The organism is Actinacidiphila sp. DG2A-62, assembly GCF_035825295.1.
Taxonomy (GTDB): Bacteria; Actinomycetota; Actinomycetes; order Streptomycetales; family Streptomycetaceae; genus Actinacidiphila.
Genome location: NZ_JAYMGI010000001.1, coordinates 30,604 through 52,529 on the forward strand (window position 1 = coordinate 30,604; position 21,926 = coordinate 52,529).

General features: G+C 71.9%; 27 protein-coding genes. 25 read left to right on the forward strand and 2 right to left on the reverse strand.

Going from position 1 to position 21,926, the window contains the following annotated elements; genetic code table 11:
• Positions 1 to 112 precede the first annotated feature (112 nt).
• The 7 genes from VSR01_RS00200 (at position 113) to VSR01_RS00230 (ending at position 6,647) form a co-directional block, all read left to right on the forward strand.
• Positions 113 to 2,173: a DUF2637 domain-containing protein gene (locus VSR01_RS00200; protein WP_326447258.1), complete on the forward strand. Its 2,061-nt coding sequence runs from the start codon at positions 113 to 115 to the stop codon at positions 2,171 to 2,173.
• A 40-nt stretch (positions 2,174 to 2,213) separates the two neighbouring features.
• A complete protein-coding gene (locus tag VSR01_RS00205; protein WP_326447259.1) occupies positions 2,214 to 2,342 on the forward strand; it encodes a hypothetical protein in 129 nt (42 codons plus the stop codon).
• A gap of 19 nt (positions 2,343 to 2,361) precedes the next feature.
• On the forward strand, positions 2,362 to 2,904 hold the full coding sequence (locus VSR01_RS00210) for a hypothetical protein (protein ID WP_326447260.1): 543 nt from the start codon (positions 2,362 to 2,364) through the stop codon (positions 2,902 to 2,904).
• 4 nt (positions 2,905 to 2,908) lie between these two features.
• Complete coding sequence (locus tag VSR01_RS00215; protein WP_326447261.1) at positions 2,909 to 3,088, forward strand: hypothetical protein; 180 nt, start codon at positions 2,909 to 2,911, stop codon at positions 3,086 to 3,088.
• 1,781 nt (positions 3,089 to 4,869) lie between these two features.
• Complete coding sequence (locus tag VSR01_RS00220) at positions 4,870 to 5,268, forward strand: hypothetical protein (protein ID WP_326447262.1); 399 nt, start codon at positions 4,870 to 4,872, stop codon at positions 5,266 to 5,268.
• A 12-nt stretch (positions 5,269 to 5,280) separates the two neighbouring features.
• Positions 5,281 to 5,709 (forward strand): hypothetical protein, encoded by a 429-nt coding sequence (locus VSR01_RS00225; RefSeq protein WP_326447263.1) that lies wholly within the window; start codon positions 5,281 to 5,283, stop codon positions 5,707 to 5,709.
• Between the two features lie 89 nt (positions 5,710 to 5,798).
• A complete protein-coding gene (locus VSR01_RS00230; RefSeq protein WP_326447264.1) occupies positions 5,799 to 6,647 on the forward strand; it encodes a hypothetical protein in 849 nt (282 codons plus the stop codon).
• A 263-nt stretch (positions 6,648 to 6,910) separates the two neighbouring features.
• On the opposite strand, the gene VSR01_RS00235 is transcribed toward VSR01_RS00230, so the two are convergent.
• Positions 6,911 to 7,393 (reverse strand): hypothetical protein, encoded by a 483-nt coding sequence (locus VSR01_RS00235; protein WP_326447265.1) that lies wholly within the window; start codon positions 7,391 to 7,393, stop codon positions 6,911 to 6,913.
• A gap of 266 nt (positions 7,394 to 7,659) precedes the next feature.
• On the opposite strand from VSR01_RS00235, the gene VSR01_RS00240 reads away from it, so the two are divergent.
• From VSR01_RS00240 to VSR01_RS00250, 3 genes are all read left to right on the forward strand, one after another.
• A complete protein-coding gene (locus tag VSR01_RS00240; RefSeq protein WP_326447266.1) occupies positions 7,660 to 8,112 on the forward strand; it encodes a hypothetical protein in 453 nt (150 codons plus the stop codon).
• 65 nt (positions 8,113 to 8,177) lie between these two features.
• Positions 8,178 to 8,366 (forward strand): hypothetical protein, encoded by a 189-nt coding sequence (locus VSR01_RS00245; RefSeq protein ID WP_326447267.1) that lies wholly within the window; start codon positions 8,178 to 8,180, stop codon positions 8,364 to 8,366.
• A gap of 98 nt (positions 8,367 to 8,464) precedes the next feature.
• Positions 8,465 to 8,926 (forward strand): hypothetical protein, encoded by a 462-nt coding sequence (locus tag VSR01_RS00250; protein WP_326447268.1) that lies wholly within the window; start codon positions 8,465 to 8,467, stop codon positions 8,924 to 8,926.
• A 171-nt stretch (positions 8,927 to 9,097) separates the two neighbouring features.
• Here the strand turns inward: VSR01_RS00250 and VSR01_RS00255 are convergent, their stop codons facing one another.
• Positions 9,098 to 9,289: a hypothetical protein gene (locus tag VSR01_RS00255; RefSeq protein WP_326447269.1), complete on the reverse strand. Its 192-nt coding sequence runs from the start codon at positions 9,287 to 9,289 to the stop codon at positions 9,098 to 9,100.
• Positions 9,290 to 9,381: 92 nt separating this feature from the next.
• Here VSR01_RS00255 and VSR01_RS00260 point away from each other — a divergent pair, with 92 nt between their 5' ends.
• The 15 genes from VSR01_RS00260 to VSR01_RS00330 all read left to right on the forward strand — a co-directional run bounded on the left by VSR01_RS00260 (position 9,382) and on the right by VSR01_RS00330 (position 21,815).
• On the forward strand, positions 9,382 to 9,768 hold the full coding sequence (locus VSR01_RS00260; protein WP_326447270.1) for a RapZ C-terminal domain-containing protein: 387 nt from the start codon (positions 9,382 to 9,384) through the stop codon (positions 9,766 to 9,768).
• A 164-nt stretch (positions 9,769 to 9,932) separates the two neighbouring features.
• Positions 9,933 to 10,418, forward strand: coding sequence for an RRQRL motif-containing zinc-binding protein (locus VSR01_RS00265; protein WP_326447271.1), 486 nt, complete (start codon positions 9,933 to 9,935; stop codon positions 10,416 to 10,418).
• A gap of 58 nt (positions 10,419 to 10,476) precedes the next feature.
• The gene (locus tag VSR01_RS00270) at positions 10,477 to 10,641 is read left to right on the forward strand and encodes a hypothetical protein (RefSeq protein WP_326447272.1); all 165 of its coding nucleotides are present in this window, start codon (positions 10,477 to 10,479) and stop codon (positions 10,639 to 10,641) included.
• A 70-nt stretch (positions 10,642 to 10,711) separates the two neighbouring features.
• Entirely contained in the window at positions 10,712 to 11,527 is an 816-nt protein-coding gene (locus tag VSR01_RS00275; protein WP_326447273.1) for an ATP-binding protein, read from the forward strand.
• Between the two features lie 32 nt (positions 11,528 to 11,559).
• On the forward strand, positions 11,560 to 12,147 hold the full coding sequence (locus VSR01_RS00280; protein WP_326447274.1) for a hypothetical protein: 588 nt from the start codon (positions 11,560 to 11,562) through the stop codon (positions 12,145 to 12,147).
• On the forward strand, positions 12,144 to 12,530 hold the full coding sequence (locus VSR01_RS00285; RefSeq protein ID WP_326447275.1) for a hypothetical protein: 387 nt from the start codon (positions 12,144 to 12,146) through the stop codon (positions 12,528 to 12,530). Before VSR01_RS00280 ends, VSR01_RS00285 begins: the two co-directional genes overlap by 4 nt.
• A 355-nt stretch (positions 12,531 to 12,885) precedes the next feature.
• Positions 12,886 to 13,782 carry an Lsr2 family DNA-binding protein gene (locus VSR01_RS00290; RefSeq protein ID WP_326447276.1) on the forward strand — a complete coding sequence of 299 codons (897 nt, stop codon included), beginning with the start codon at positions 12,886 to 12,888 and terminating at the stop codon, positions 13,780 to 13,782.
• 3 nt (positions 13,783 to 13,785) lie between these two features.
• On the forward strand, positions 13,786 to 14,346 hold the full coding sequence (locus tag VSR01_RS00295) for a hypothetical protein (protein ID WP_326447277.1): 561 nt from the start codon (positions 13,786 to 13,788) through the stop codon (positions 14,344 to 14,346).
• 15 nt (positions 14,347 to 14,361) lie between these two features.
• A complete protein-coding gene (locus VSR01_RS00300; RefSeq protein WP_326447278.1) occupies positions 14,362 to 14,535 on the forward strand; it encodes a hypothetical protein in 174 nt (57 codons plus the stop codon).
• Positions 14,536 to 14,609: 74 nt separating this feature from the next.
• Positions 14,610 to 14,789: a hypothetical protein gene (locus tag VSR01_RS00305; protein ID WP_326447279.1), complete on the forward strand. Its 180-nt coding sequence runs from the start codon at positions 14,610 to 14,612 to the stop codon at positions 14,787 to 14,789.
• A 50-nt stretch (positions 14,790 to 14,839) separates the two neighbouring features.
• Complete coding sequence (locus VSR01_RS00310; RefSeq protein WP_326447280.1) at positions 14,840 to 15,634, forward strand: hypothetical protein; 795 nt, start codon at positions 14,840 to 14,842, stop codon at positions 15,632 to 15,634.
• A gap of 563 nt (positions 15,635 to 16,197) precedes the next feature.
• On the forward strand, positions 16,198 to 18,570 hold the full coding sequence (locus VSR01_RS37610; protein ID WP_442785382.1) for a SpoIIE family protein phosphatase: 2,373 nt from the start codon (positions 16,198 to 16,200) through the stop codon (positions 18,568 to 18,570).
• 516 nt (positions 18,571 to 19,086) lie between these two features.
• Entirely contained in the window at positions 19,087 to 20,307 is a 1,221-nt protein-coding gene (locus VSR01_RS00320) for a ParA family protein (RefSeq protein WP_326447281.1), read from the forward strand.
• Positions 20,304 to 21,332 carry a ParB/RepB/Spo0J family partition protein gene (locus VSR01_RS00325; protein WP_326447282.1) on the forward strand — a complete coding sequence of 343 codons (1,029 nt, stop codon included), beginning with the start codon at positions 20,304 to 20,306 and terminating at the stop codon, positions 21,330 to 21,332. The genes VSR01_RS00320 and VSR01_RS00325 overlap by 4 nt, the downstream gene beginning before the upstream one ends.
• A gap of 264 nt (positions 21,333 to 21,596) precedes the next feature.
• A complete protein-coding gene (locus VSR01_RS00330; protein ID WP_326447283.1) occupies positions 21,597 to 21,815 on the forward strand; it encodes a hypothetical protein in 219 nt (72 codons plus the stop codon).
• The last annotated feature ends 111 nt before the right edge of the window (positions 21,816 to 21,926 follow it).

The following is a 21,926-nucleotide window of genomic DNA, read 5'->3' on the forward strand; positions in this document are numbered from 1 at the left end:
GGAATTGCCGAGGAAGACCGCACTGCTCAGGGTGCCACCCCGACCCGATCCCCGTCACCAGCGCCCCCGGCCGATCCGCCGGGGGCGCTGCGCGTTCCAGGAAGGACATCCGGTGACCAAGTCCGCCACCACCAACCGCCGCCGGAAGGCTGCGGCCGCGCCGCCGCGCCAGCGCCGCGCGACTTCGCCGCCGGCACCGGCGGCCCCCGACACCACCGACTCCACGGACAAGCCCGGCGTCGCCGAAGTCCCGGCGCGGCCCGAGGCCGACCCGGCCGTGGCCGACGCCAACGACCGCGCCGCCGACCTCGCGGACACCTTGCGGGAGCAGGCCGCGGCCGACGCTCAGCGCATCCTCGCCGACGGCCAGGCGCGCGCCGAGCAGCTGCTCGCGGCGGCGCGCGGCGAGGCCGCCGCCCTGGCCGCCGCGGCGGCCGCCGACCGCGACCGTCTCCTGGCCGACGCGCAGGCCGTCGTCGACCAGGTCCGCGCGCAGGCCGCCGCCAACGCCGCCGACGCTGCCGCCGACGTCGACCAGGTGCTTGCCGACGCCCGTACTCGGGCCGAGGCCGTCACCGCCGACGCCCGCGTAGCCGCCGGCCAGATCGTGGCCGACGCGCAGCGCGAGGCGGACCAGGTGCTGGCCGACGCGCGGCGCCAGGAGCAGGAGCTCCGGGTCCGCGCCACTGCGGCGGCCGACCATGTGCTGGAGCAGGCCCGCGCCGCGGCCGCCGACGTCCGCGCGGCCGCCGACCGCGCCCGTACGGCGGCCGACGCGCACGCCGCGCAGGTCCGTGCCGCGGCCGAGCAGGCCGCCAGGGGCATCCGGCAGGACGCCGACCGCGCCCTGGCCGACGCCCGCACCGACGCCGGCAACGTCCGCACGGTGGCGGAGCGGAACGCGGCGCGGCTGCGCGAGCAGGCCGGTGCCGACGCCCGCACCGCCCGCGAGGCTGCGGCGGCTGCGGCAGCCGACCGCGCGGCCGCCGCGACCGACCGCGCGGAAGCCGAGCGGATCCTCGCCGCGGCGTCCGAGCGGACCGTGCAGCGGGCCCGGCGCCGGGAGATCCGCCGCAAGGCCCGCCAGGACGCCGCCGGCACCGGCGTCCCAGCGTTGTCCGGGCGGGAGCTGGTCCTGGTCCTGGTCGTCGTCGTGGCAGCCGCGACCGTGTCCACGCTCGGTCTGCTGTCCTCCTACACCGCGCTGGAGACCGCGGCCCGCGGTTGGGGCTGGTCCTGGCCGTGGCTGCTGCCCATCGGTGTGGACGTGTCGATCCCGGCGTTCACCGGCGCCTCGCTGCTGCTGATCCGGATGGACATGGAGCTGCGGTGGGTGCGGTGGGTGCCGCGGGTGCTGACGGCCGCGACGATCTACCTGAACTGGTCGGCCGCGCACAGCCTGGCCGGCCGGATCGGCCACGGCGCGCTGGTCGTGCTGTGGGTGGTGTTCTCCGAGATCGCCTCCCACATCTACGCCACGCGGATCGGCGCGGTCACCGGGAGGACGCGCATGGAGTCGATCCGCCGCTCCCGCTGGGTGCTGGCCCCGGTCTCCACCGCGCGGCTGCGGCGCCGGATGATCCTGTGGGAGATCACCTCCTACGACGAAGGACTGACCCGGCTCCAGCAGCAGACTGTGCTGCGGGCCCAGCTGCGCGAGCAGTACGGCTGGCGGTGGCGCAGCAAGGCCCCGCTGGAGGACCGGATGGCGCTCAAGCTCGGCTCCGCCCCGGCGGAGCTGGCCGACGCGCTCACCCCCGAGGGGTCCGACACCGCCCCCGCCGACGACGCGAGCGCGCTCACCATCGAGCGGGCCGACACGAGCGCGGGCAACGCTCACGGCAAGGTGAGCGCGAGCGCGCCCGCGCTCAACCCCGCCCGCGCTCACGGTGAGCGTGAGCGCAAGGCGCTCACCTCCGGCGCTCACCAAGGTGAGCGTGCGTCGGCGAGCGCGAGCGGTGAGCGAGCGGACGGCGGGCGCTCACGCAGTGAGGCCACCGCGCTTACCGAGCGCCGGGTGACCGCGATCCGGGTCCTGGCCGCCGAGCTCGGTCGCCGCCCCACGTCGGCGGAGATCGTGAGCGCGCTCGTGGACGCCGGGCTCGCCGAGCCGGACATGTCCCGCCCGACCGCTCAGCGACTGCGCGCTCAGGCCGAGGCCGAAGCCGCCTGACGCTCACCGAGCGCCCCTGAGCGCCCACCGCCGGGTGAGCGTGAGCGCCACCAGCACCCCGATCACCCTGCCGCTCATGGTCGTCACCGACCCTTCGCCCGCAGCCGGCGGGCGCAGGGTCGGTGACGGCCACGGCCGGCAGGCCGATCCCCCGCAACCCTCTTCTTGATCCTCTGGAGGACATCGGCATGACCGAGACCAACAACAGTGCGCGGTGGACCTCGGACCACCTGACCGCGCCGGGCGGAACCGCCCTGTACGCCGCGCAGCAGCGCGAGCGGCTGCGGCAGATGGCCGACGAGGTCCAGACGCTGCTGCGCGAGTACCGCGCGGACCTGGAGGACGTCCGGATCGACGGCGACAAGCCGTTCGAACGCAAGATCCGGGCCTTCCTGGCGTCGCGTCCGCTGGCCCGACTGGAAAGCGACCTGCGCGACGCGGTGAATTCCATCGGGCGCCTGGACCGTGAATTCCAGCGCCGCTACGTCGAACTGCCCGCGAAGCGGCAGAAGAAGGCGGAGAACAAGGCGCTGGAGAAGGCCACGAGGAAGGGCGGCGTGAACAGTCGGGTACTGAACACGGCCGAGCAGATCGCCGGAATTTCCCAGGGAATGCAGGACCCCGACAAGAACGGAAAGACCCTGACCAAGGCGGGTGCGCAGCAGGTACCCGCGCAGGGTGCGCAGGGTGCCGAGCCGTCGTTCCTGGATTTCCTGCAGAGGCAGGGCTGATCACATGCCGCTGACTTCGGGACAGGCCAAATACTGGGGGTCCCGGATCGAGGCGACGGCCAGCAACCGTGAGCGCGCCAGTGCCATGTGGGACCTGGCACGCAAGCTCGCCGGCGACGACGACGAGAAGTGGGCGGACCTGGTCCGCACGCTGCGCGGCTGGTCCGAGCGCAACGGCCTGTGAGACCCGCTCATCACGTTCACGTTCATCACCGCCGAACGCCGTGAATCGGGGACCCCAAGGTGCGCGTACACGCGTACGCGCGTAAGGGGGCCCCGGCGCGGCCGCCGCGGTGACCGATCCGAAGGAGGTCGGCCGATGGCCGATGACGACACCGGGACGGTCCTGGGGGTCCCCCGGATCACCCTCCCGGGAGCCGTCGGCGACGACCCGCCGCCGGCACCCGACGCCTTCCCCGTCCTGGCGCCCCTGTCCACCACGCTGGCCCCGCCGGCCTCACTGTCCGTCGTCCAAGGCCCGGACATTTCCCGCGACGACAGGCAGACGGACTCTCAGCAGTCAGCATTCGACGGCGATTTAGACGGTCCCGCACACGGTGTCGGCGCAATGTCCACCGTGATGATGGCCGGGGTCGCGGTTGCTGCACTGCGCGGTGCCTACCACGTCGCCGCATATTTCCGGGCACGCCAGGAACGCCACCGCAGCATTGCCGACCGAGCCGCCGGAAGAACCAATACCGGCGCGGGCGGAATTCGCCCGCGTTTGCAGTCCGGAGCTGAATTTGGGCGGCATCAGGTGCGTAATTCCGGCGGTTTGGGCGGGAGTTCCGGGGGTCGGGTCAATTCGCCCCGGACCAATACCCCGGCAACCTTCCGGGCGGGCCCGACACCCGGCAGGACGCCGGGCGGCACCGGCTCCGGGGGCCGCAACACGGCCCCTGGCGGGGCCTCTGGCGGGCGTTCAGGTGCTGGAGGCACACAGGGGCGGACAGGCCTGTCCGAGGGCCGCAGGACGCCTCTGGTGGCCACGGCTCCGAACGGCCCCGGAAAGGGCTCCGGGGGCCGGAATTCCGGCGTCTCGGGGGCCTTCCGGGACCGTGCCGCGGACCGGATCCGCAACGGTCCGGCGCCCCGTCAGACCGCCCCGTCCCGACCCGATCGCAGCGGTGCCGCGGGCGGAATCCGGTCGGCCGCCCGCCAGCGGGTCGCCGACCGGATCACCTCCGGTTCCTGGCAGCCCGCCGGCGGCACCAGCAGCACCGGCAAGACCCCGAAGACCCCGGCTCAGCCCAAACCGCTCAAGGGCCCGGACACGCTGCGCGGTTCGCTGCGCAACCGGGTCGCCGACCGGATCAGCACCGGCTCCTGGGAGCCGGTCGCGGCCAAGGGCGGCACCAAGGGCGTGTCACTGACCAAGGCCCCCAAGCGGCCGGAGACTATCCGCGGCGCACTGCGCCAGCGGGCGGTCAACTACATCCGCGACTGGCCGGGCAAGCCGGATACCCCCGGCACCCCGGCCGCCCCCGCCGCGGCGCCGGGACCGAAGGTCGACCTGACGAAGAAGCCGAAGTCCGCTGCCGCGCCGAAGGCCAACCTGACCAAGAAGCCGAAGAAGCCCGGCCCTGCAGCCGGCCCGGCTCCGGCACGGGAGCCGGGCCCGCACCGGGGCCCGCACCGGCACCGCCGCCCGGCACCGGCACTGCGACGGGTCCTGCCGCCGCGGCGGGAGTTGGCAGTGCAGCAGCGACCGGCCCGACCGGCCCGACCGGCCCGACCGGCCCGACCGGCCCGACCGGCCCGACCGGCCCGACCGGCCCGGCCAGCACCGGCGCGGTGTTCGGGCCGCCGCCCGGCTGGGGCTACTCCCGCCCGGCTACATACACGGTGGAACGCGCGGACACCGGCGTCGGCGAGCACGCCCGCCGCCCCGCAGCCCCGGCGATCACACAGGGCAGGCCGGCGCGTCCGGCCCGGCCCGCAGCAACAACGAGAGGAGCACGGTCCATGGGCGCATCCAACACCCAGTACGCCGACGCCGACCTGACGATCTACGACGTGATCGAGTCCGACGAGGACATGGCTGAGGAGATCACGCAGGGTGCCGACGACGCCCGGCAGGCCGCCGAGGACTGCGAGGTCCTGATGAACCGGCTGGAGGCCCTGCACGCCAAGATCCAGGAGCTGAAGGTCCCCGGCGTGCTCGAGGGCCTGGTCCTCCTGCTCTGGGAGAAGGCCGGCGAGGTCAAGGCCCGGGCGGAGGCGGTGGCGGAGACCATCCCGGCCGCTTCGGAGGCAATCGCGTCAGCCGGCCAGAAGGCCGCCGAGCGGCACAAGCCGCTGGCCGACGCGGTCCGCGACGCCGGGCACACTGCCCCGGCCGAGCGCGACTACCACAACGAGTAGGAGGGGCACCCCATGTCCGATCTGGTCCCCCGCACCGCCGGGGTCGTCGCGGCGGCCGGCGCCGTCGTCGCCGAGGGCGTGCGCTACGGCGTCGTCCTGGTGCAGCTGACCGCCGCCGGCGCGCAGCTCGCCCATGTGTCCGCGCAGGTCCGCTCCACGTACAAGTACGTGGAGAACTGCTCCAGCAGCGTGGACCGGCTCGCCGACCAGGCCGCCGCGCTCAACGTCGACAAGGACACCGTCGGCGAGCACCGCGACGCCGCGGCGGTGATGCGGTCGGTCCTGGAGGAGGCCGAAGCGATGGCCGCCGAACTGGACGAACTGTCCACGCTGTTCACCGAGACCGCCGAGGCGCACCAGGCCGACTACGGCACCGTCGCCGACGCGGCCAACGCGATGGACGTCGAGATGGCCGACCGCGAGTTCTACAGCAACCGCTGACCAGCCGATCCAGCAGCACGCCGAAGGGCGGCGGACCCACCCGGGCCTGCCGCCCTTCGTGCTGCCCAACCCCGTGAGGAGCAACGCCCATGATCCCCCTCGCACACATCCGCGGTCACATCGCCGTCGCCCGTGACCGTGTCGGCCGCCTCGCCACGCTGGCCGGCGCCGCAGCGCTGACGGCGGGCGCGTTCGTGCCCGACCCGTTCCCTTTCACCGGCCTGGCCGCGCTCGGTACCGCCGCCTACGGCGCGCTGTGGGCCTGGACCCTGCCGCCCGGCCGCCTGCGCGACACCGCGGCCGCCCTCTACCTGACCCCGTCGATCACCATGGGCGTCATCGCCACGGTGGAGCGGGTCATCCACGGCCCGACCTGGTGGCAGCTGGTCGCCGACGCCGCGTGGGCGGCCGCCGTGTGGTGGCTGCGCCCGGCCCGCACCGCCCGCATCCTGGCCGGCCGCGAACCGCACCTGACCGAGGAAGCGATCCGCGCCGCCCGCGAGGCCGCCGCCGCGGCCGGGCAGGCCGGGGTGCAGCACCCGATGAGCGTGTGGTGGGCGCAGCGCGTCGCCGTCGAGGGCGGCGTCGCCCCCGGCACCGCGCTGGTCGACGTCGAGCAGACCGGCCCGAAGGCGCTGCGCGCGGTCATCCGGACCACCGTCGACGGCACCCCGGTGCCGGTGATCTCGATCCCGCACCTGTCCGCGCTGCTGCGCTGGCCGGAGGAAGAGATCACCGTCTCCCCGGTGCCCGGCCGCGGCGCCGATGAGCGCCGCCTGACCGTCGGCCAGGCCGCCGCCGACAGCGGCGACCTGTTCGAGCGCTGGACCCAGCACATCGCCCCCAAGGGGATGCCCGGCACCGTCATCACCTCGATCCGCACCGTCGACGTCGGCTCGGACGGCGGCATCACGTTCGACAAGGAAGGAAGCCGATGACCACCGGCCGCACCATCTACGAACTCACCGTGGAGGCGCCGCCCGGCGACCTCATCCAGTACCACCCGATGCGCCTGGCCGACGCGCTCGGCGTCAAGGACGTCAACCGCCTCGCGATCGAGACGAACGGCGCGTCCAAGGCGCTGGTGACGATCTACCCCGACGACCCGCTGGCCGAAGTGCTCCTGAGTGACCCCGAGCAGCTGCTCATGGACGCCCGCGGCCGCATCTGGGTCGGCCGCTACCACAACGGCCGGCCCGCTTTACTGCGCCTGTACGACCCGAGCTCCGGGTCGGCGCAGCGGCTGCTGCTGTTCGGCACGACCGGCGCCGGCAAGTCCACGGCCGGGCAGATCATCCTCGCCGCGATGAAGCGAGCCGGGATCGCGGTCAACTACGCCGACCTCAAGGGCGGCCAGTCCGCACCCGAGGCCTTCGGCCAGACCGGGGCCGGCGCTGACGGCAACGTGGGCTGGCGGGTGACCACCCAAGAGGGCACCATGGCGCAGCTGCACACCACCTGGACGCTCATGCAGGAGCGCCAGGAGCGGTACGCGGCGATGGGCCGCTCCAAGTTCCTGCGCGACCGCCCCGACCCGCTGGTCTTCCAGGTCATCGACGAAGCCAACCGGCTGCTGGAGAAGGGCGCCCCGTTCCGCAACGAGGCCACCTTCTACATCAAGGACATCGGCCGCACCGGCCGCAGCCTCGGAATCGGTATCGCACTGTTCGCGCAGGCCGGCCACCTCGAGGAAATGGGCGGCTCCGACACGCTGCGCTCCATGCTCAAGGAGGGCGAAGTCGTCCTGCTCCGCTGGACCAGCTCGATGATGCGGCAGCTGGTCACCGACGGCCTGCTGCCCGCCGGCCAGGCCCTCGCGCCCATCCCGAAGTACGCCGGCGCCGGGCCGGCGACCTGCGCAGCCAGTTCGACGAGGACGTCGACGACGAGGACCTGCCCGGCACGCAGGGCACCGGCTACCTCGTCAACGGCCGCTACCCCTCCAGCCGGATGCGGTTCTGGCGCACCGGCTCGCCGGTACCCACCGACGGCCTGGACCCGGAGATCCTCGCCCTGTACGGCGACGGCAAGCCCGCCGAGATCGAGCAGACCGCCTGGGACGCGATCGGCGAGGCATACACCCGGCGCTTGGACGGCCCCGAGGCATACGCCGCGGTCTTCCCCGAGCCCGAGGAAGACGAGGAAGGCGGTGGTGGCAGTGGTGGAGGCCGGGGCGGCAACGGAGGTCGCCGCGCCGGATCCTCCGCGCCGGCTCGCGCCGCGGCGATGCCCGCCGCCGCCCGCGAGCGGTCCCGCACCATCGCCGAACGGGTGCAGGCCGTCCTGGACGCCCACGACGACCACCTGGACGCCAAGGAGGTCCTGGAGCTCGTCAACGCCGACGGCGGCCGCGAGGTCAAGCTCGGCTCGGTCCGCAACACCCTCAGCAGCCTGCGCGGCTGACCACTTCCCCGACGCCTCCCGGCGGGCCGCGACCCGGCCCGCCCTCTCACGAAAGGCCACCCGCCGTGGTCATCACGATCTCCGCCACGCTCCTGCTCGGCATCATCGTTTTCCTGCTCTGGCGCTTCGGCTACCAGCGCCTGTGGCCCGGCATCGCCACCGCGCTGTTCGGCTTCTCGATCGCCTCCACCGGCGCCGCGCCCGGCATCACCCACACCCTGGAGTCGATCTCCGGCTGGGTGTCCTCGCTGTAGCAAGCCCGCACCACGCCGGACCCTGCACGATCTCCCCGCCCCCAGCCGCGCCCCCGCCCGCTGCGGGCGGCGCGGCATGCCCTTGAGAGGCCACTGCCATGTACGAGCCCACCACCGCCCACACCCCGACCGGCCCCGCCTACCCGGCCCCCGCCGCCGACCTGGTCCGCTACGCCGCGCCGCTCCAGGGCCAGGTGGAGCTGTCCGGCGAGCGCCCCGACATCGTGTTCGTGCCCCACGGCGGCGGCTACGTCGGCGTCCCCAAGGACAGCCTCCCGGCCGGCTACCTGCACACGCAGTTCATGCCCGCGGCGCGGCCCCGCGACCTGACCCCGGTCCCGCTGCTGGACCCGCGCGCGCAGATGGTCGCCGCGACCGGCGTCGGAGCCGGCGCCGCGGGGCCGGCATCGGCTGGGGGCTGGGGCAGGCCGCGCCGTTCATCGGCGCCCTGTCCGGCGGCACCGCCCTGGCGGTCATCCTCGCCGGACTGCTGCTCACCAAGCTCACCGGCCGCAGCGGCGGGAGCACGAACATCCACAACGAGACCCACATGGTCGTGACCAACCACAACCGGTGGTTCGGGAAGTCCACCACCAGCAACGCCAGCACCAACACCTCGCACCACCGGTGACCCGGCCGCCCGCCTCGTATCCGAACCCCGCCCGCACGGGCGGCGGATCGGATGCGGGACAGACCGCCCGGCCCCACCGCCCCGCTCACCGCAGGGGCAGTCAGCTCTCCAGGTCGATCAGCAGCCGGCCGTCGTCGTCAATCCACGCCGGGTAGATCACGCCGTCCACGATCGCGTGGTCCACCGGCACGTCGACCTCGTAGTCGACGTCGATGAACAACCGGCCGTCATCGTCCGTGAACGCCGGCCAGATCACTCCGTCCGCGATCACGGCCTCGAACTCCACTGCCACGGCCGCCCCCTCTTCGCTTCCTGCGCGGTGGCACCAGCCTGACGCACTGCCAGCCCCCCACACCAGCCCACGCCCTCAACCAGGAGACTCCCTTGTCCAAGCCCGCGCGGCGCCTGCAGATCACCAGCTTCGGCTTTCTGCACGCCGAACCGCCCGCCGACGTCGATCTGGTCATCGATCTGCGGCCCTTCCGGGACCCGCACGTCGACCCGGCCCTGCGCGAGATGACCGCCCGGGACCAGGTCGTGGTCGACACCGTCCTGCGCACCCCCGGCATCACCGACCAGATCACCGGCCTGGCCTTCCACGCCCACCTCGAGCTCACCGAGGGCCACAGCGTGTCGATCGCGGTCGGTTGCTCCGGCGGCCGGCACCGCGCCCCGGTCGTCGCGGACCAGGTCGCGGTCGCCGTGCGCGAGTACGGGTGGCCCGTCGACCTCGAGCACCGCGACCTCGACAAGCCCGTCGTCAACCGCTGACCGCCCATGGGGGGAACCGTCGTGATGCCCTTCCGCACCCGCCGCGCCAAGGACGGCCGGCCCCGGCCGCGAATCCTTCGCGTGCAGCTGCACCGCGGCAAAGCCGCCGCCGCACTCACCGACCGCGCGCGCCGCACCCCGGCGCCCTGGCCCCGCCGCTCACGGTGACCGCCCCCGCGGCAACCCCGGCCGGGAAGGCCGGCGACCTCGCGGACGGCCTGGTCGACGTCGACCCGTACGACGACGGCACCCCCGGCGGGATCCCGCTGTACGACTGGAACACGGCACCGAAAGCGGAGCTCGCCACGCGCCGCCAGCTGCGGGCGATGGGTCTACGCCCCGGCGGCCATGGCCCGGCGGCGGAGCTGAAGTGCCGGAACTGCTCGTTCAAGCCGCGCACCGAGTGCCGGCACAAGGCGTTGCTGTTCCGCATCGACCTCGCCAAGAAGGTCCGGCCGATGACGCTGGCGAAGGAAGTCGCGCTGGACAAGGCGATGGCCGCGAGGCAGACCTGTCCGCGCTGCGGCCGTAGGTACTACTACTGCCTGCCGCTGAAAACGCTCGGGATGTGCGTGTCCTGCCACGACGACGTCCCTGCGGACCCCACCCACTACACGCTCCCGCGCACCGGCCACCACCTGGCCGCCTGACCGAACCCGAAGGAGGACGCGCTGTGTTCATCGCAGGCGACGAAGTGCTGATCACCTCGTGCGCGGACGACCCCCGCGCAGCGGGACGAACGGCGTCATCGTCGACAAAGTCCCGCCAGGGCCGCTCACCGGCGGCCGCTGGACCGTCAAGGGCATCGGCCTGCTGATCGCGCCCGTCCTGTGCCACGCGCAGGAACTGCAGAAGACCGGCCGCACCCGCTGACCCGCACCACCACCTCGCACGGCCCGTCGATCCCGGCGGGCCGTTTCTCGTTCCCGAAGGAGGACCGCTCGTGCACTTCCCCGAACCGGCGTTGATCGCGATGGTCGGCGCCGCCGGCAGCGGCAAGTCGACCGCCGCGAAGGCCTTCCCCGCCGGCTGGCGGCTGGAGCTGGACGCCCTGCGCGCGATGGCCGCGGGCTCGCCCGGGGAGCAGTCGGCGACCCCGGTCGCCGTCGCTGCCTTCCGCATGCTCCTGGACGCCCGCCTCGAGCGCGGCCTGTCGGTGGTGGTGGACTCCACCAACACCGAGACCCCGGTGCGCCTGGACCTGCTTCGGCGCGCGCGAACCTTCGGCGTGCCCACGGTGGCGATCGTGTCCCGCACCCCGCTGGACGAATGCCTGGCCCGCCAGCACGACAGGCCGGCCTCCAAGCAGGTGCCGCCGGACGCCGTCACCCGGCAGCACGCCGCCGTGCCCACCCACGAGCAGCTGCTCGCCGAAGGCTGGGACCAGGTCCACGACGCCGCGTGTATCGACCTGCTCCACCTCGCCCTGCAGCGCGCCGCGACTGCGGCCGCCGACTCCGACCCGCTGCACGAGATCCGCGCCGCCTTCGGCGACGACCTCACCGCGGCGTTCACGTACACCGACGCGAACTGCGAGCACGGCCGCTTCACCATCGCCGGCCGTGACCTCGAGCTCCGCTACACCGGCGGCGAGCCCTACGACCGCACCTGGCAGGCCCGCATCGGTGGGACCTGCGACTGCGGCGGCGACCTGTGGGTCCCCGTCGGCACCCCGGCCGAACTGCTCGCCGCCTACCGCGACGAACCCGACGACGAAGCCGTCTGCGGCCGCTGCGACGACGTGCTGTTCGTCGGCTGACCACTCCCCCAACCGAAAGGGACCACCACCTCATGCCCACCCCCAACCGCGGCGAACGCCTCGCGCTGTTCGCCGCGCTGAACACCACGTTCGCCGGGCTGCACGGACTGGGTGACCACTGGATTCAGAATTCCCGCGACGCATCCGGCAAGGGCGCCCGCGGCACGCACCTGGTGTACGCCGCCGACGGGAAGCCCGTCACCGACGACCCCTGGCGCCACGGTAGGGAAGGCCGCACCTGCACCGCCAGCGCCTACGGCCGGGCCTGCGTCGCCCGACACGTCGCCTCCTACAGCGGCGTGCAGCTGCTCGCCTCGGTCGCCGTCACGCGCACCTTCGGCGTGCGCGTCCCGGTCCGGGCGCTGCTGGCCGGCGCCGCCGTGAACGGCTTGACGCATGCCGTTTTGGACCGCAGGGAGCCGCTGCTGTGGCTCGCCGACCTCGCGCGGAAAGGCAAGTACATCAGCCACGCCACCGTCGTGCGCAAGCCCGGCGACGCCGCCCCGGAAGCCGCAGGGCCGGGCACGGCACTGATGGAACTTGATGAGGCCGCACACCGCGCGATTGGCGTCGCCGCCGCCTTCGTCACCACCTGGCTCGCCACCCGGGCCGCACGGTGACCGTCAACGGCCCCGGCACCGATGGCGAGGACCCGCGGATCGGCCGTGCCCGCGCGTCGGTCGGCATCGCGCTGATGGCGCTGCAGCAGATCGAGGACGACCTGGCCGACCTCGCCGACCCGGCCGGGCTGGCAGAGATCCTGCGCGAGCTGTTCCGCGAGGACGACCCGCAGGCCGGACTGTGCGGCAGCCTCGCGCAGCTCCTGGCCGTTGCCGGCGCCGTCGCCGACCGCATCGAGGACGACGGCCAGGACCAGGACGGCGAGGCCGACCGCGAGGTGTCCGGACTGCTCGAAGAAGCGGCCGCGTTCGTCGTCGACTCCGCCGGCCTGCGCCTGCACTACGCCACCCGCACCCTGCACCCGGTCGGGGAGCGGGAGTAGCTAGGCCCCGGGACAGCCGCTCGAGTTTGGCGACCTGACGGCTGTCCCGGGCCCCACTGCCTCACCTAAGAGGAGGGACGCCCAGTATGACCACCGCCGGCCCAACCGGCACCACCCCGACACACCCGCCCGCCACCGCCCCGCCCCCCGTCCTGCTCGACTGGCACGACGGCTGGCACTTCACCGGCGGCGGCCGCTGCGTCCTCTGCAACCAGCACACGGTCCTGCGCTCCCACGCAGGCGAGGACGTCCACAAGATTGCGCCGAGCGCTGGGTCCAGCGCAATCCCGGCAAGGACCGCTTCGTCTCCGACCTGCCCCGCGGCCGCCGCCGCGCCGGCGCCTAGGAGGCGGCCGTGTTCGACGAACTCAGCGCCGCTGACGAAGCACTGGCCCTCGGGCCGTCCGACTTGATCCCCGGCGCGGCGATCCTCGCGTCCCGGATGACGGCCCGTCACGCCCGCGACAAGGACGACCTCCTGGTCCTCCTGGACGCCCTCGGGCTGCCCACCGACACCGACGCGACCACTCCCCTGCTCCCCCTCATCCCCACCCCCGATCCGGCCGCCGACGCGGCCGACCCTGAACCCTCAGGAGACCAGCCCACCATGCCCAACTCCCCCGCGCCGGTCGACGAAGTGCCGGCCGTCACCGCCTTCGAGGCGGTCGCCGTCTCGATGCACCACAGCGGCTACCCCACAGCCGTGATCACCGAGGCCACCGGCCTGACCGAAGAGGAGATCACCACGGCGGTCGCCGCCGCCGACACCGCGGCCCCGGACGTGTCCGAGCTGGAGACCCCCCTCCCGGCGCCCGCCGACGGCACTGTGTCGGAGGTCGCCGACATCGACGTGCTGCTGTCGTGGGCGGACGAGCACCCGCTCGCCAGCGTCCGCGCCAGGGCCAGCCGCATCCGCCAGGACCTCGCCGACCTCACCCAGCGGCGGACCACCGAGGCCGCCACGGCCGAAGCCGAGGCACGCATCGCGAAGATGCGGGCCGACCTGAAGGCCGAAGAGGAGCGCCTGCGCCAGCTGAAGGCCGGCGGTCCCCGTGCCGCCGTGGTGACCGAGGCACCGACCCCGATCCGCCCCGTCGGCGGGAAGCGCTCGCGCGAGGAACTCGCCGCGATCCGCACATGGGCCCGCGCCAACGGCCACCAGGTCGCCACCGCGGGCGTCGTCAAGGCCTCGATCGTGGAGGCCTATGACGCCGCCCACCAGGAGCCGGCCACGCTGGCGAAGGCAGGCTGAGCGATGACCGACACACAGGGCGTAGTCCTGGACGGCTACCTGGACGAAGAGGTCGCCGCCGACGACACGGTGGGCACCCGAGCCCGCTTCCGGCTGATCGTCTCCCCCACCGACGAGCTCGTCGACGAGATGGTCCTGCCGTGCAGCGTCGCCGACTCCGAGCTGGCCCAGGCCGTGCTCAACGAGCTGCGGCCCGGCGACCACATCCGCGTCACCGGTTACCTCGGACTGCCCCGCATCAGCGGACACCCGATGTGGCTCCAGGTCCTCACCCTCGAACTGCTGGGCACCTTGCCCCTGGACCCCGCGGACGACGACCAGGCCGACGACGCCGGCGATGCCACGACAGCCGCCGCCGGGCAGGTGACGCCCTCGTCGAGCGACACCCTGTCCGACGTCGGGAGTCTGGAGCGGTTCGGCCAGTACATCGTCTGGTCCGACCCCGACACCGCTGCCGACACCGTGTGGACGACCACCGGCGAACTGCTCGGCACCGCGGTCTACCCCGACACCTGCACCGACCTCATCGACACGCACCAACGCCGCGCCTACGGCGACGCCTGACCCGAAGGGAACGCCGTGGCCCGCATCACCGCCACCATCCGGCCCGTTCACGACGACGCCGACCAGACCGTCTGCACCCACCAGGTCACCAGCACCGGCAAGCCCCGCGACCCCGAGTCCGGGTGCACCGGCCGCGCCGCGTACACCGCGACCTGCTCGGCCGGCGACTGGACCGCCACCCGCCCCTGACACCGAACGGGGGTGCGTGCTCCGCCTGGACAGCCGGCACGCACCCCCCCACACCCCTCAAGGAGCGCACACCCATGATCCGCCTCCCCCGCCGCGGCGACACCCCCGCGCCGCAGCCCTCCACTTCCGCCAACGCCATCGGCGACCAGGTCCCGCGCCAGGCCGATAGGCCGGACGGCGCGGTCGACGCCGCCGCCATCGCCCGCAAGCCCCGCCAGGTCGCCACCGTCCTGCAGCGGCTGCATGGCATCTGACCTACACCCACCCGGCACCACGAGGCACCACGAGAACGGAGCACGAGCCCATGCCCGACCCCACCCCCGGCCCGGACACGGCGTCCGCCGGCACCGCAGGCACCGCCGACGCGCACTTCGCCGCGAACGTCCCGTCCGGCCGGCCGCGCACGGTGTGCCTGTGCGGCAGCACCCGCCATTGGGACGCCCTCGCCGAAGCCAACGCCGCCGAGACCCTCGCCGGCAGGATGGTCCTCGCCCCCGGCGTCGACCTGAAAGCCCACCACGCCCACCTGGTGAGCCCCGCCGACGCCGACCGCGTCAAGGAGGACCTGGACGCGCTCCACCGCGCGAAGATCCGCGCGGCCGACGAAGTCCTGGTCGTCAACAAGGACGGGTACATCGGCGACTCGACCCGCGCTGAGATCGCCTACGCCCTCCACCTCGGCAAGCCCGTCCGCTACACCGAGACCTACGAGCATGCCGTCCTCGTCACCCGCCCCGGTCTGGACGACATACGACTCGGACCGCTCCGTTACCGCCACCAGGCCGAGCAGATCGCCACCAGCCTCACCGGTCAGCTCCACCACATCGAACACATCCCTGGCACCACCATCACGCCCGCGCTGTACGACCCCATACACCCCCACCGCGGGCTGCCCACCACCACGGACCCCTACGTCCTGGCGCTCTCGGTGGAAGACGAAGCGGGCGGACCCGACCCCGCCCGGCACGGCAGTAACTTCCCCGGCACTTGCGCCCTCCTGACCGCCTGGCACGGCCCCGACTGCGCCGCCGACCTGTGGACCACCGCCTGCAACGTCTACGACCACCTCCACGCCGACCCCGACGACGAAGACCACTGACAACACACGGCCCCGGGTCGCAGCGCAGGCTGCGACCCGGGGCCTTTTGCGTTCCTCAGCGGCTACTTGTCACGGCTGTTCAACAGCAGCGCCCGAGTCCAGACAGTCAGCTGTGCCATCAGCCCGCGAACTTGAGCGGCTCGAGACGGCAAGAAGGGCAACACGATCAAGGCCGGAACGAGGGCTACCGTCACGATGAGCACGGGCACCAGGACCAACGCCACCAGGAGGGCGCGCTGGACCCCTCGGACGCGAGTGAGCAGGCTGGTGACCGAACCAGGCATGATCGGTTGGTCCCTTCGTCGGAACTGGGTGCCGAACCACAAGGTTCGCCGATTGATACGGCGAGTCCGCCGTGCATTGTGACCATCCACCAACAGCGCGCCCACTTCCACCGCTTGAATGTTGTTCCGCGGACAACGCGGGGTTATCGGTCGACAACGTTGATGGTGGGGACTGTGGATGCAAAGCGGCCTGGCCGGCCATGGGGACCGGCTCGGGGTTCGTGCCAGGAGGTCAACGAACTGGTCGCCCTCATCCGAGGGTGGCTGGATGAGACGGGCGTGTCCGTAAAGGCACTGCACCGGGGGCTCACCCCGGAGCACTTTGCCGACCAACGAGTCCCCGAATTGTCCAAATTGCGCGAACGACTTGCCGGGGTAGACCTCACGTGGGAGGTCGTGGAGGCCGTCGCTGACATCTGCTTCCCGGACGACTCTGCCGATGCCACCCTCCAGCGTCTCAAGCCGGCCAAGCTGCTCTGGGATGCCGCAGAGCGCTCCCCTACACCGTTGGCAGCAGCGGAGCCGCAACTGACCCTGACCAAGGAGCTCTTAGCGGCCAAGGACCGAACGATCGCGGCCTACCAGGAGATCGACAGAGCAAGGCAGGCGTACCAGGCGAGTGAACATGGGCGCCATCAGGCTCTGCAGGCGGCGACGTTGGTCTTCGCTCTGCTCGGGCAAGCGCAGGCGAAGATCGCGGAGTTGTCGCGCAGGCTAGATGCCTTGCAGGCTCGTTCCTCCGAGGATCCGCAGGCAGTGGAGCAGCTTCGCCGACGTCTCAAGCGGGCGCAAGGACAGGAGAAAGAGATCCGGGCAGCGCTCGCCCACGCTGAGGAGGAACGGGATACCGCCCAACGTGTTGCGGACCACGCAGCACGCCGGATTCGGGAGCTTGAAGCCGAAGTGGCATCCCTCAGGACAGAGGGCGCTGGCCTGCTGGAGACAGATACGGCCGCGGATGCCCAGAACGACCTGCGGTCCGTTGAGATCCCCAGCGCCGATCCCGCAGACGAGGCCATGGATGACGTGGACCGGGCGCTCGACAAGGTGCGCGAGGTGCTGGAGCACGGACACGGGGCCGTACAGGAAGCCGCCGAAGAGGTGGGTTGGAGGGCTGAAGCAGGACCAGCGGCGCAAGGGGATGGTCGTGGGTGGAGGACCGTGCCAGGGCAGGTACTGACAAGCAGCGAAACCGCTCCCCCCGGGCCTCCGAATAGCCCGGAGGACGACGAGCTGGATTTGTTTCGAACAACTCGTGACAACCCTCTGACCAGCGGCGACGTGGCCAGTCTATCGGTCATCGCGCGACCGTCGTCCAAGGATCGACAGCGCTATGTAGGCGCAGTAACTCGACGCATCAGCCGCGGCCTTGATCTGGACGAGATCATCCTCGGCCTGTGCCGTTCCGCGGTTCCAGCCTTCGCTGACGCGATCAAGGTCTACCTGCGCGAGCCCCTGCCGGTAGGTGACGAGCGACCGTCGGGTCCGCTGCGGCTGCGGCTACGGCGTGCTGAGGGGTACCTCCAGGGCGCGGCGGAGTGGGACGGCCCGGTGGGCGGGCCGCCGACGTTGCCCGCGTTGGAGCCCACGTCCAGGTCGGAGTCGATTGGCGTGCTGCTGGACGGCCCGCTGGCCGAGATTCTGCGCCGGGTGCAGCCAGTGTTCGCCGACTCGGTGCGGGCCGTGGACGCGTTGTCGGAATTGCTGGGACATCCGCAGAACTCGTTGCCGACCGGCCGTCGGGCGCTGCTGGCCCCCTTGCGAGGGCGCCGCCGGGTGATCGGCGCCGTGGTGCTGCTACGTAGTACCGACCGGGCACCGTTCGAGGCGGACGACCTGCTGGTGGCTTCTCAGATTGCTACACAGACCGCGCTCGGTGTGGACAAGGCGGCGTTGTATGGGCGTGAGGCCTTCATGGTCGACGCACTACAGCGCGAGATGCTGCCGGCCTACCTGCCGCAGCCCACCGGCGTGCAACTGGCCAGCCGCTACCTCCCAGCCGCCGAGTCGGTGCGGGTCGGCGGCGACTGGTACGACGCGATCCCGCTGCCGGGCAACCGGGTGGCGTTGATGGTCGGCGACGTGATGGGCCGCTCGATGACATCGGCGGCAGTCATGGGACAGCTGCGGACCGGCGTGCAGACCCTCGCCGGGCTGGACCTGGCGCCGCAGGAAGTCCTGCGCCTCTTGGACGAGCAGGCCCAGCGGCTCGGCTGGGACAAGATGGCGACCTGTATCTACGCGGTCTATGACCCGATCGCACACCGCTTGGTGGTGGCCAACGCCGGTCACCCGCCACCGGTGCTGCTCCATGCCGACGGCCGAGCGGAGGTACTGCGGGTGCCGTCAGGCGCGCCGATCGGCGTCGGCGGGGTGCCGTTCGAGGCGGTCGAGCTGCCCGCCCCGGCCGGGGCCACCCTGCTGCTCTACACCGACGGCCTGGTGGAGTCCCGCAACCGGGACGTGTGGGGCGGCATCGAACTGCTGCGGGAGCGGCTGCAAGACCTGGCGCGTGTAGCATCGCCGCCGCCGCTGGAGCCGCTGTGCGACGAGGTGCTGGAGATCCTCGGGCCTGGCGACCGAGACGACGACATCGCGCTCCTGGCAGCCCGCTTCGACGAGCCCACCGCGACCCGCGCGGCAGCCCCTTGAGGTCACGCAGCACCTACAAGGCTGCGACCCGCAGCATCTGCTGCGGGCCGGGGCCATTTTACGTTCCTCGGTGGGGATGAGTCATTCGGGCCGAGGACCCCGCGTAACCCTTCGCGGGCCTCGGGTGATTACGCCGTAATCACCCGAGGCCCGCGCCACATGGAAGCAGATGCCTACTGCTTGCCTTTGCGGTGCTCCTGCTCCCGCTGCCCGGAGCGCGCCCGCAGGGGATACGAAGGAGGGAGCCGAGACCTCATGACGCCAAGATCAAGCCGGGCTGGACGTCGTGGTCGACCACGAGAGGGTCCAGTTGCGTTTCTCGCTGCTTTGAGTGGGCTGGCTTCTCCTGGTGACCGAGACTCGGGTGATTACGGCGTAATCACCCGAGCATGGCGGGAGCTGAACGGCAACGGCAGCCGGTGGGTGATTACGCCGTAATCACCTCCGTCGGAACCGCGCGACCCGGCGCCCGCGTGTCCCCGCCCGAAGGATCTTGGACGTTAGTAAGGTATCGGCATGGCTACCGAAGTCCCGCAGGGCGACAGAGAAAAAGTCGTCTCGAAGCTGCCTCAGTCGCTCCGTCAGGAGCTGAAGGTCCGTGCCGCCCAACTCACTGTCGGCATCCAGGACGCCGTCAGTGAGGGCATCGCCGAATGGCGGGCACTCGCGTCCACCCCTTCACCCATCGACACAGCCGGCGCCGACTCCTTCTCCACCTGGCTCCCCACAGGCGAGTGGGAGGCCTTCCAAGCCGACTGCAAGACCCGCGGAGTCTCCTACATCCAGGGCCTCGCCCAGTCCGTACGCACCTGGCTCGACACCCACCCCTCCCCCGGAGCCGTACGACCCGCAATAGTCCGCCGGTTCATCGTCTGCAACCAGAAAGGCGGCGTGGGCAAGACCAGCGTCAGCGCCGGCCTCGCGGAAGCCCTCGCCGAAGACCCCGACACCCTGCACCCGTACCGGCTCACCGCGACCGCTCCCGGCGCCCCCAAGCAGGACATCCTCGAAGCCGTCGGCCCCGGACTCCGCGTGCTCCTAGTCGACTTCGACCCCCAGACCCACCTCACCAAGCAACTCGGCGCGGAACCACTCCCCCTCGACAGCGACAGCCTCAGCAAGCACATGGCCGGCGAAAGCAAAGGCAAGCTCGCCGACCTGGTCGTGCCCATCGAGAACCCCCGCTTCGGCGACCGGCTGCACCTCCTGCCCGGCTGCCAGGACGGCTTCCTCCTGGACGTCCGCCTGTCCGCCACCCGCGCCCGCGAAGCAGCACTCGAACGCGCCCTCCTACCGCTGGAGGACGACTTCGACGTCATCGTGATCGACTGCCCGCCCAGCCTCGGCCTCAGTATGGACGCCGCCGTCCACTACGGCCGCCGCCGCGAGAACGAGGAACCCGGCGCCTCCGGCATCCTCATCGTCGTCCAAGCCGAGGACTCATCCGCGGACGCCTACGACCTCCTCACCACCCAGATCGAAGACCTTCTCGCAGACATGCAGATCGACGTCGACTACCTCGGCATCGTCGTCAACCTCTACGACGGCCGCCGCGGCTACATCGCTACGTCCTCCCTCGAGGAGTGGATCGCCATAGGGGATCCCCGCGTCGTCGCCGTCGTCCCCGACGTCAAGGAGCAGAAGGAAGCGGTTCGCACCAAGACCCCGCTCCTGGCCTACGACCCGACCTGCGACCAGTCCGCCGCCTACCGCGGCCTCGCCCGGGAGGTCCTGTGAGCAGCAAGGCCGAACGGCTCGGCAGGGGCGCCTCCTTCGGCAGCACTGAACGTGTCAGCGCCCGCCGCGCCGCCATCGCCGCAGTCACCGGCGCCCCCACCGAGGGCGTCGAACCCCGCCACCTCCCCCTGAAGCTGATCAGCCTCAACCCCGACAACCCCCGCGAAGAACTCCGCGCCATCGAAGAGATGGCCGAGACGTTCCAGTCCGTCGGACAGATCACCGCCATCACCATCGGCACTCGCGACGCCTACCTCAAAGAACGTCCCGATCGCGCCGACGACCTCGAACCCGGCACCGACTACGTCGTCATCGACGGCAACCGGCGTTTGTGCGCCGCCCGCTTCCTGGGCTGGGAGACCATGCCCAAGATCGTCATCGATGACAGCCTGGTCACCACCGACGAACAGCTCCTCGAAGCCGCATTCATCGCCAACTACCAGCGTGAGGACTTCACCGACCTCGAAGAGGCTGAAGCCCTCCGCAAACTGGTCGCCTACTACGGCTCGCAGCGCAAGGCCGCCGCGCGCCTGGGCATCAGCCAGGGCGTCATCTCCCAGCGGTTGTCCCTGCTGGAGCTCGCGCCGGATCTACAAGCCGACCTCGCTGCCGGCCGTCGGAAAGTCGAGCACGTCCGAGGCCTCGCCAAGCTCGCCCCCGAGCAGCAGCGCAAGGAAGCCGACAAGCGCGCCAGCGCATCCGGCCGGCAACGCCGCGCGCCCGCCGAACGGAACAGCCCGCCGGCGGCGGACTCCATCTCCCGCCAGGAGGAGAAGCCCGTCGCCGTCCCCGCACAGAGCAGTGGCCCAAGTGAACCGCACTTGCTGGTCCGTCAAGACGGGGGTGTCCAGCCGCTCTTGGTGCCGGAGGTGGAATGGGCCCACGGCGATTTCAGCGCGCCTCTGGTGGCGGCGCGGGACATCGCTCAGCGCTTCGGACCGACCGATCGCAGGGCCATCATCTCCTTCCTGCTGAGCGTGTCCGACGAAGAGAAGAAGCTCGACCGGGCCCGCAGTACGGATTAGGGGGAGAGTCGCTGGCCCGTCCAATGCTGAGTGCATGGTGGCGTGGCGGGGAACGGCAGCGGTTCTCCTGGCAGGCCGTCCCGGCATAGAAGGTTGGCGGTCCAGACCGTGGTCGCCGGGTAACCCCGCATCCCAGATCCGCCGGAGAAGTGGCACACGACGCGGCCGGTCTCCCACCGGAGGGAGACCGGCCGAGCCTCTCCTGCGGGCTTCCAGGACTCCCCCGGCAGCCCGGCCGGGCCGGTCCTGCGGCGTGGCAAGCTCATGCCGCAGGACCAGGAAAGCGCTGCGGTGCTGTACGAGCAGTTGGCGTTCGGTGATGTCGCCGACGACGTCCAGGAGCACCAGGAGAACGACCAGGAAGACAGTCATGGGCAGGAGTTCGTCATCAGCCCGGAGCGGCGGGTTTGGTTGGAGGGCCCTCCAGCGGCGGGTCGGGGAGCTCACACGTATGCCCAAGGCGAAGGCCCGCAGAGGCCGTGATGAAGCGACGGGGACGTCGCCGCGGCGGCAGACTACCGGCGGCTGCGGCGATGAGCCGATCCTTTGGCCGGCCACACCGAGCCTTACGCCGGGGTCGAAGCCAGCCAAGTG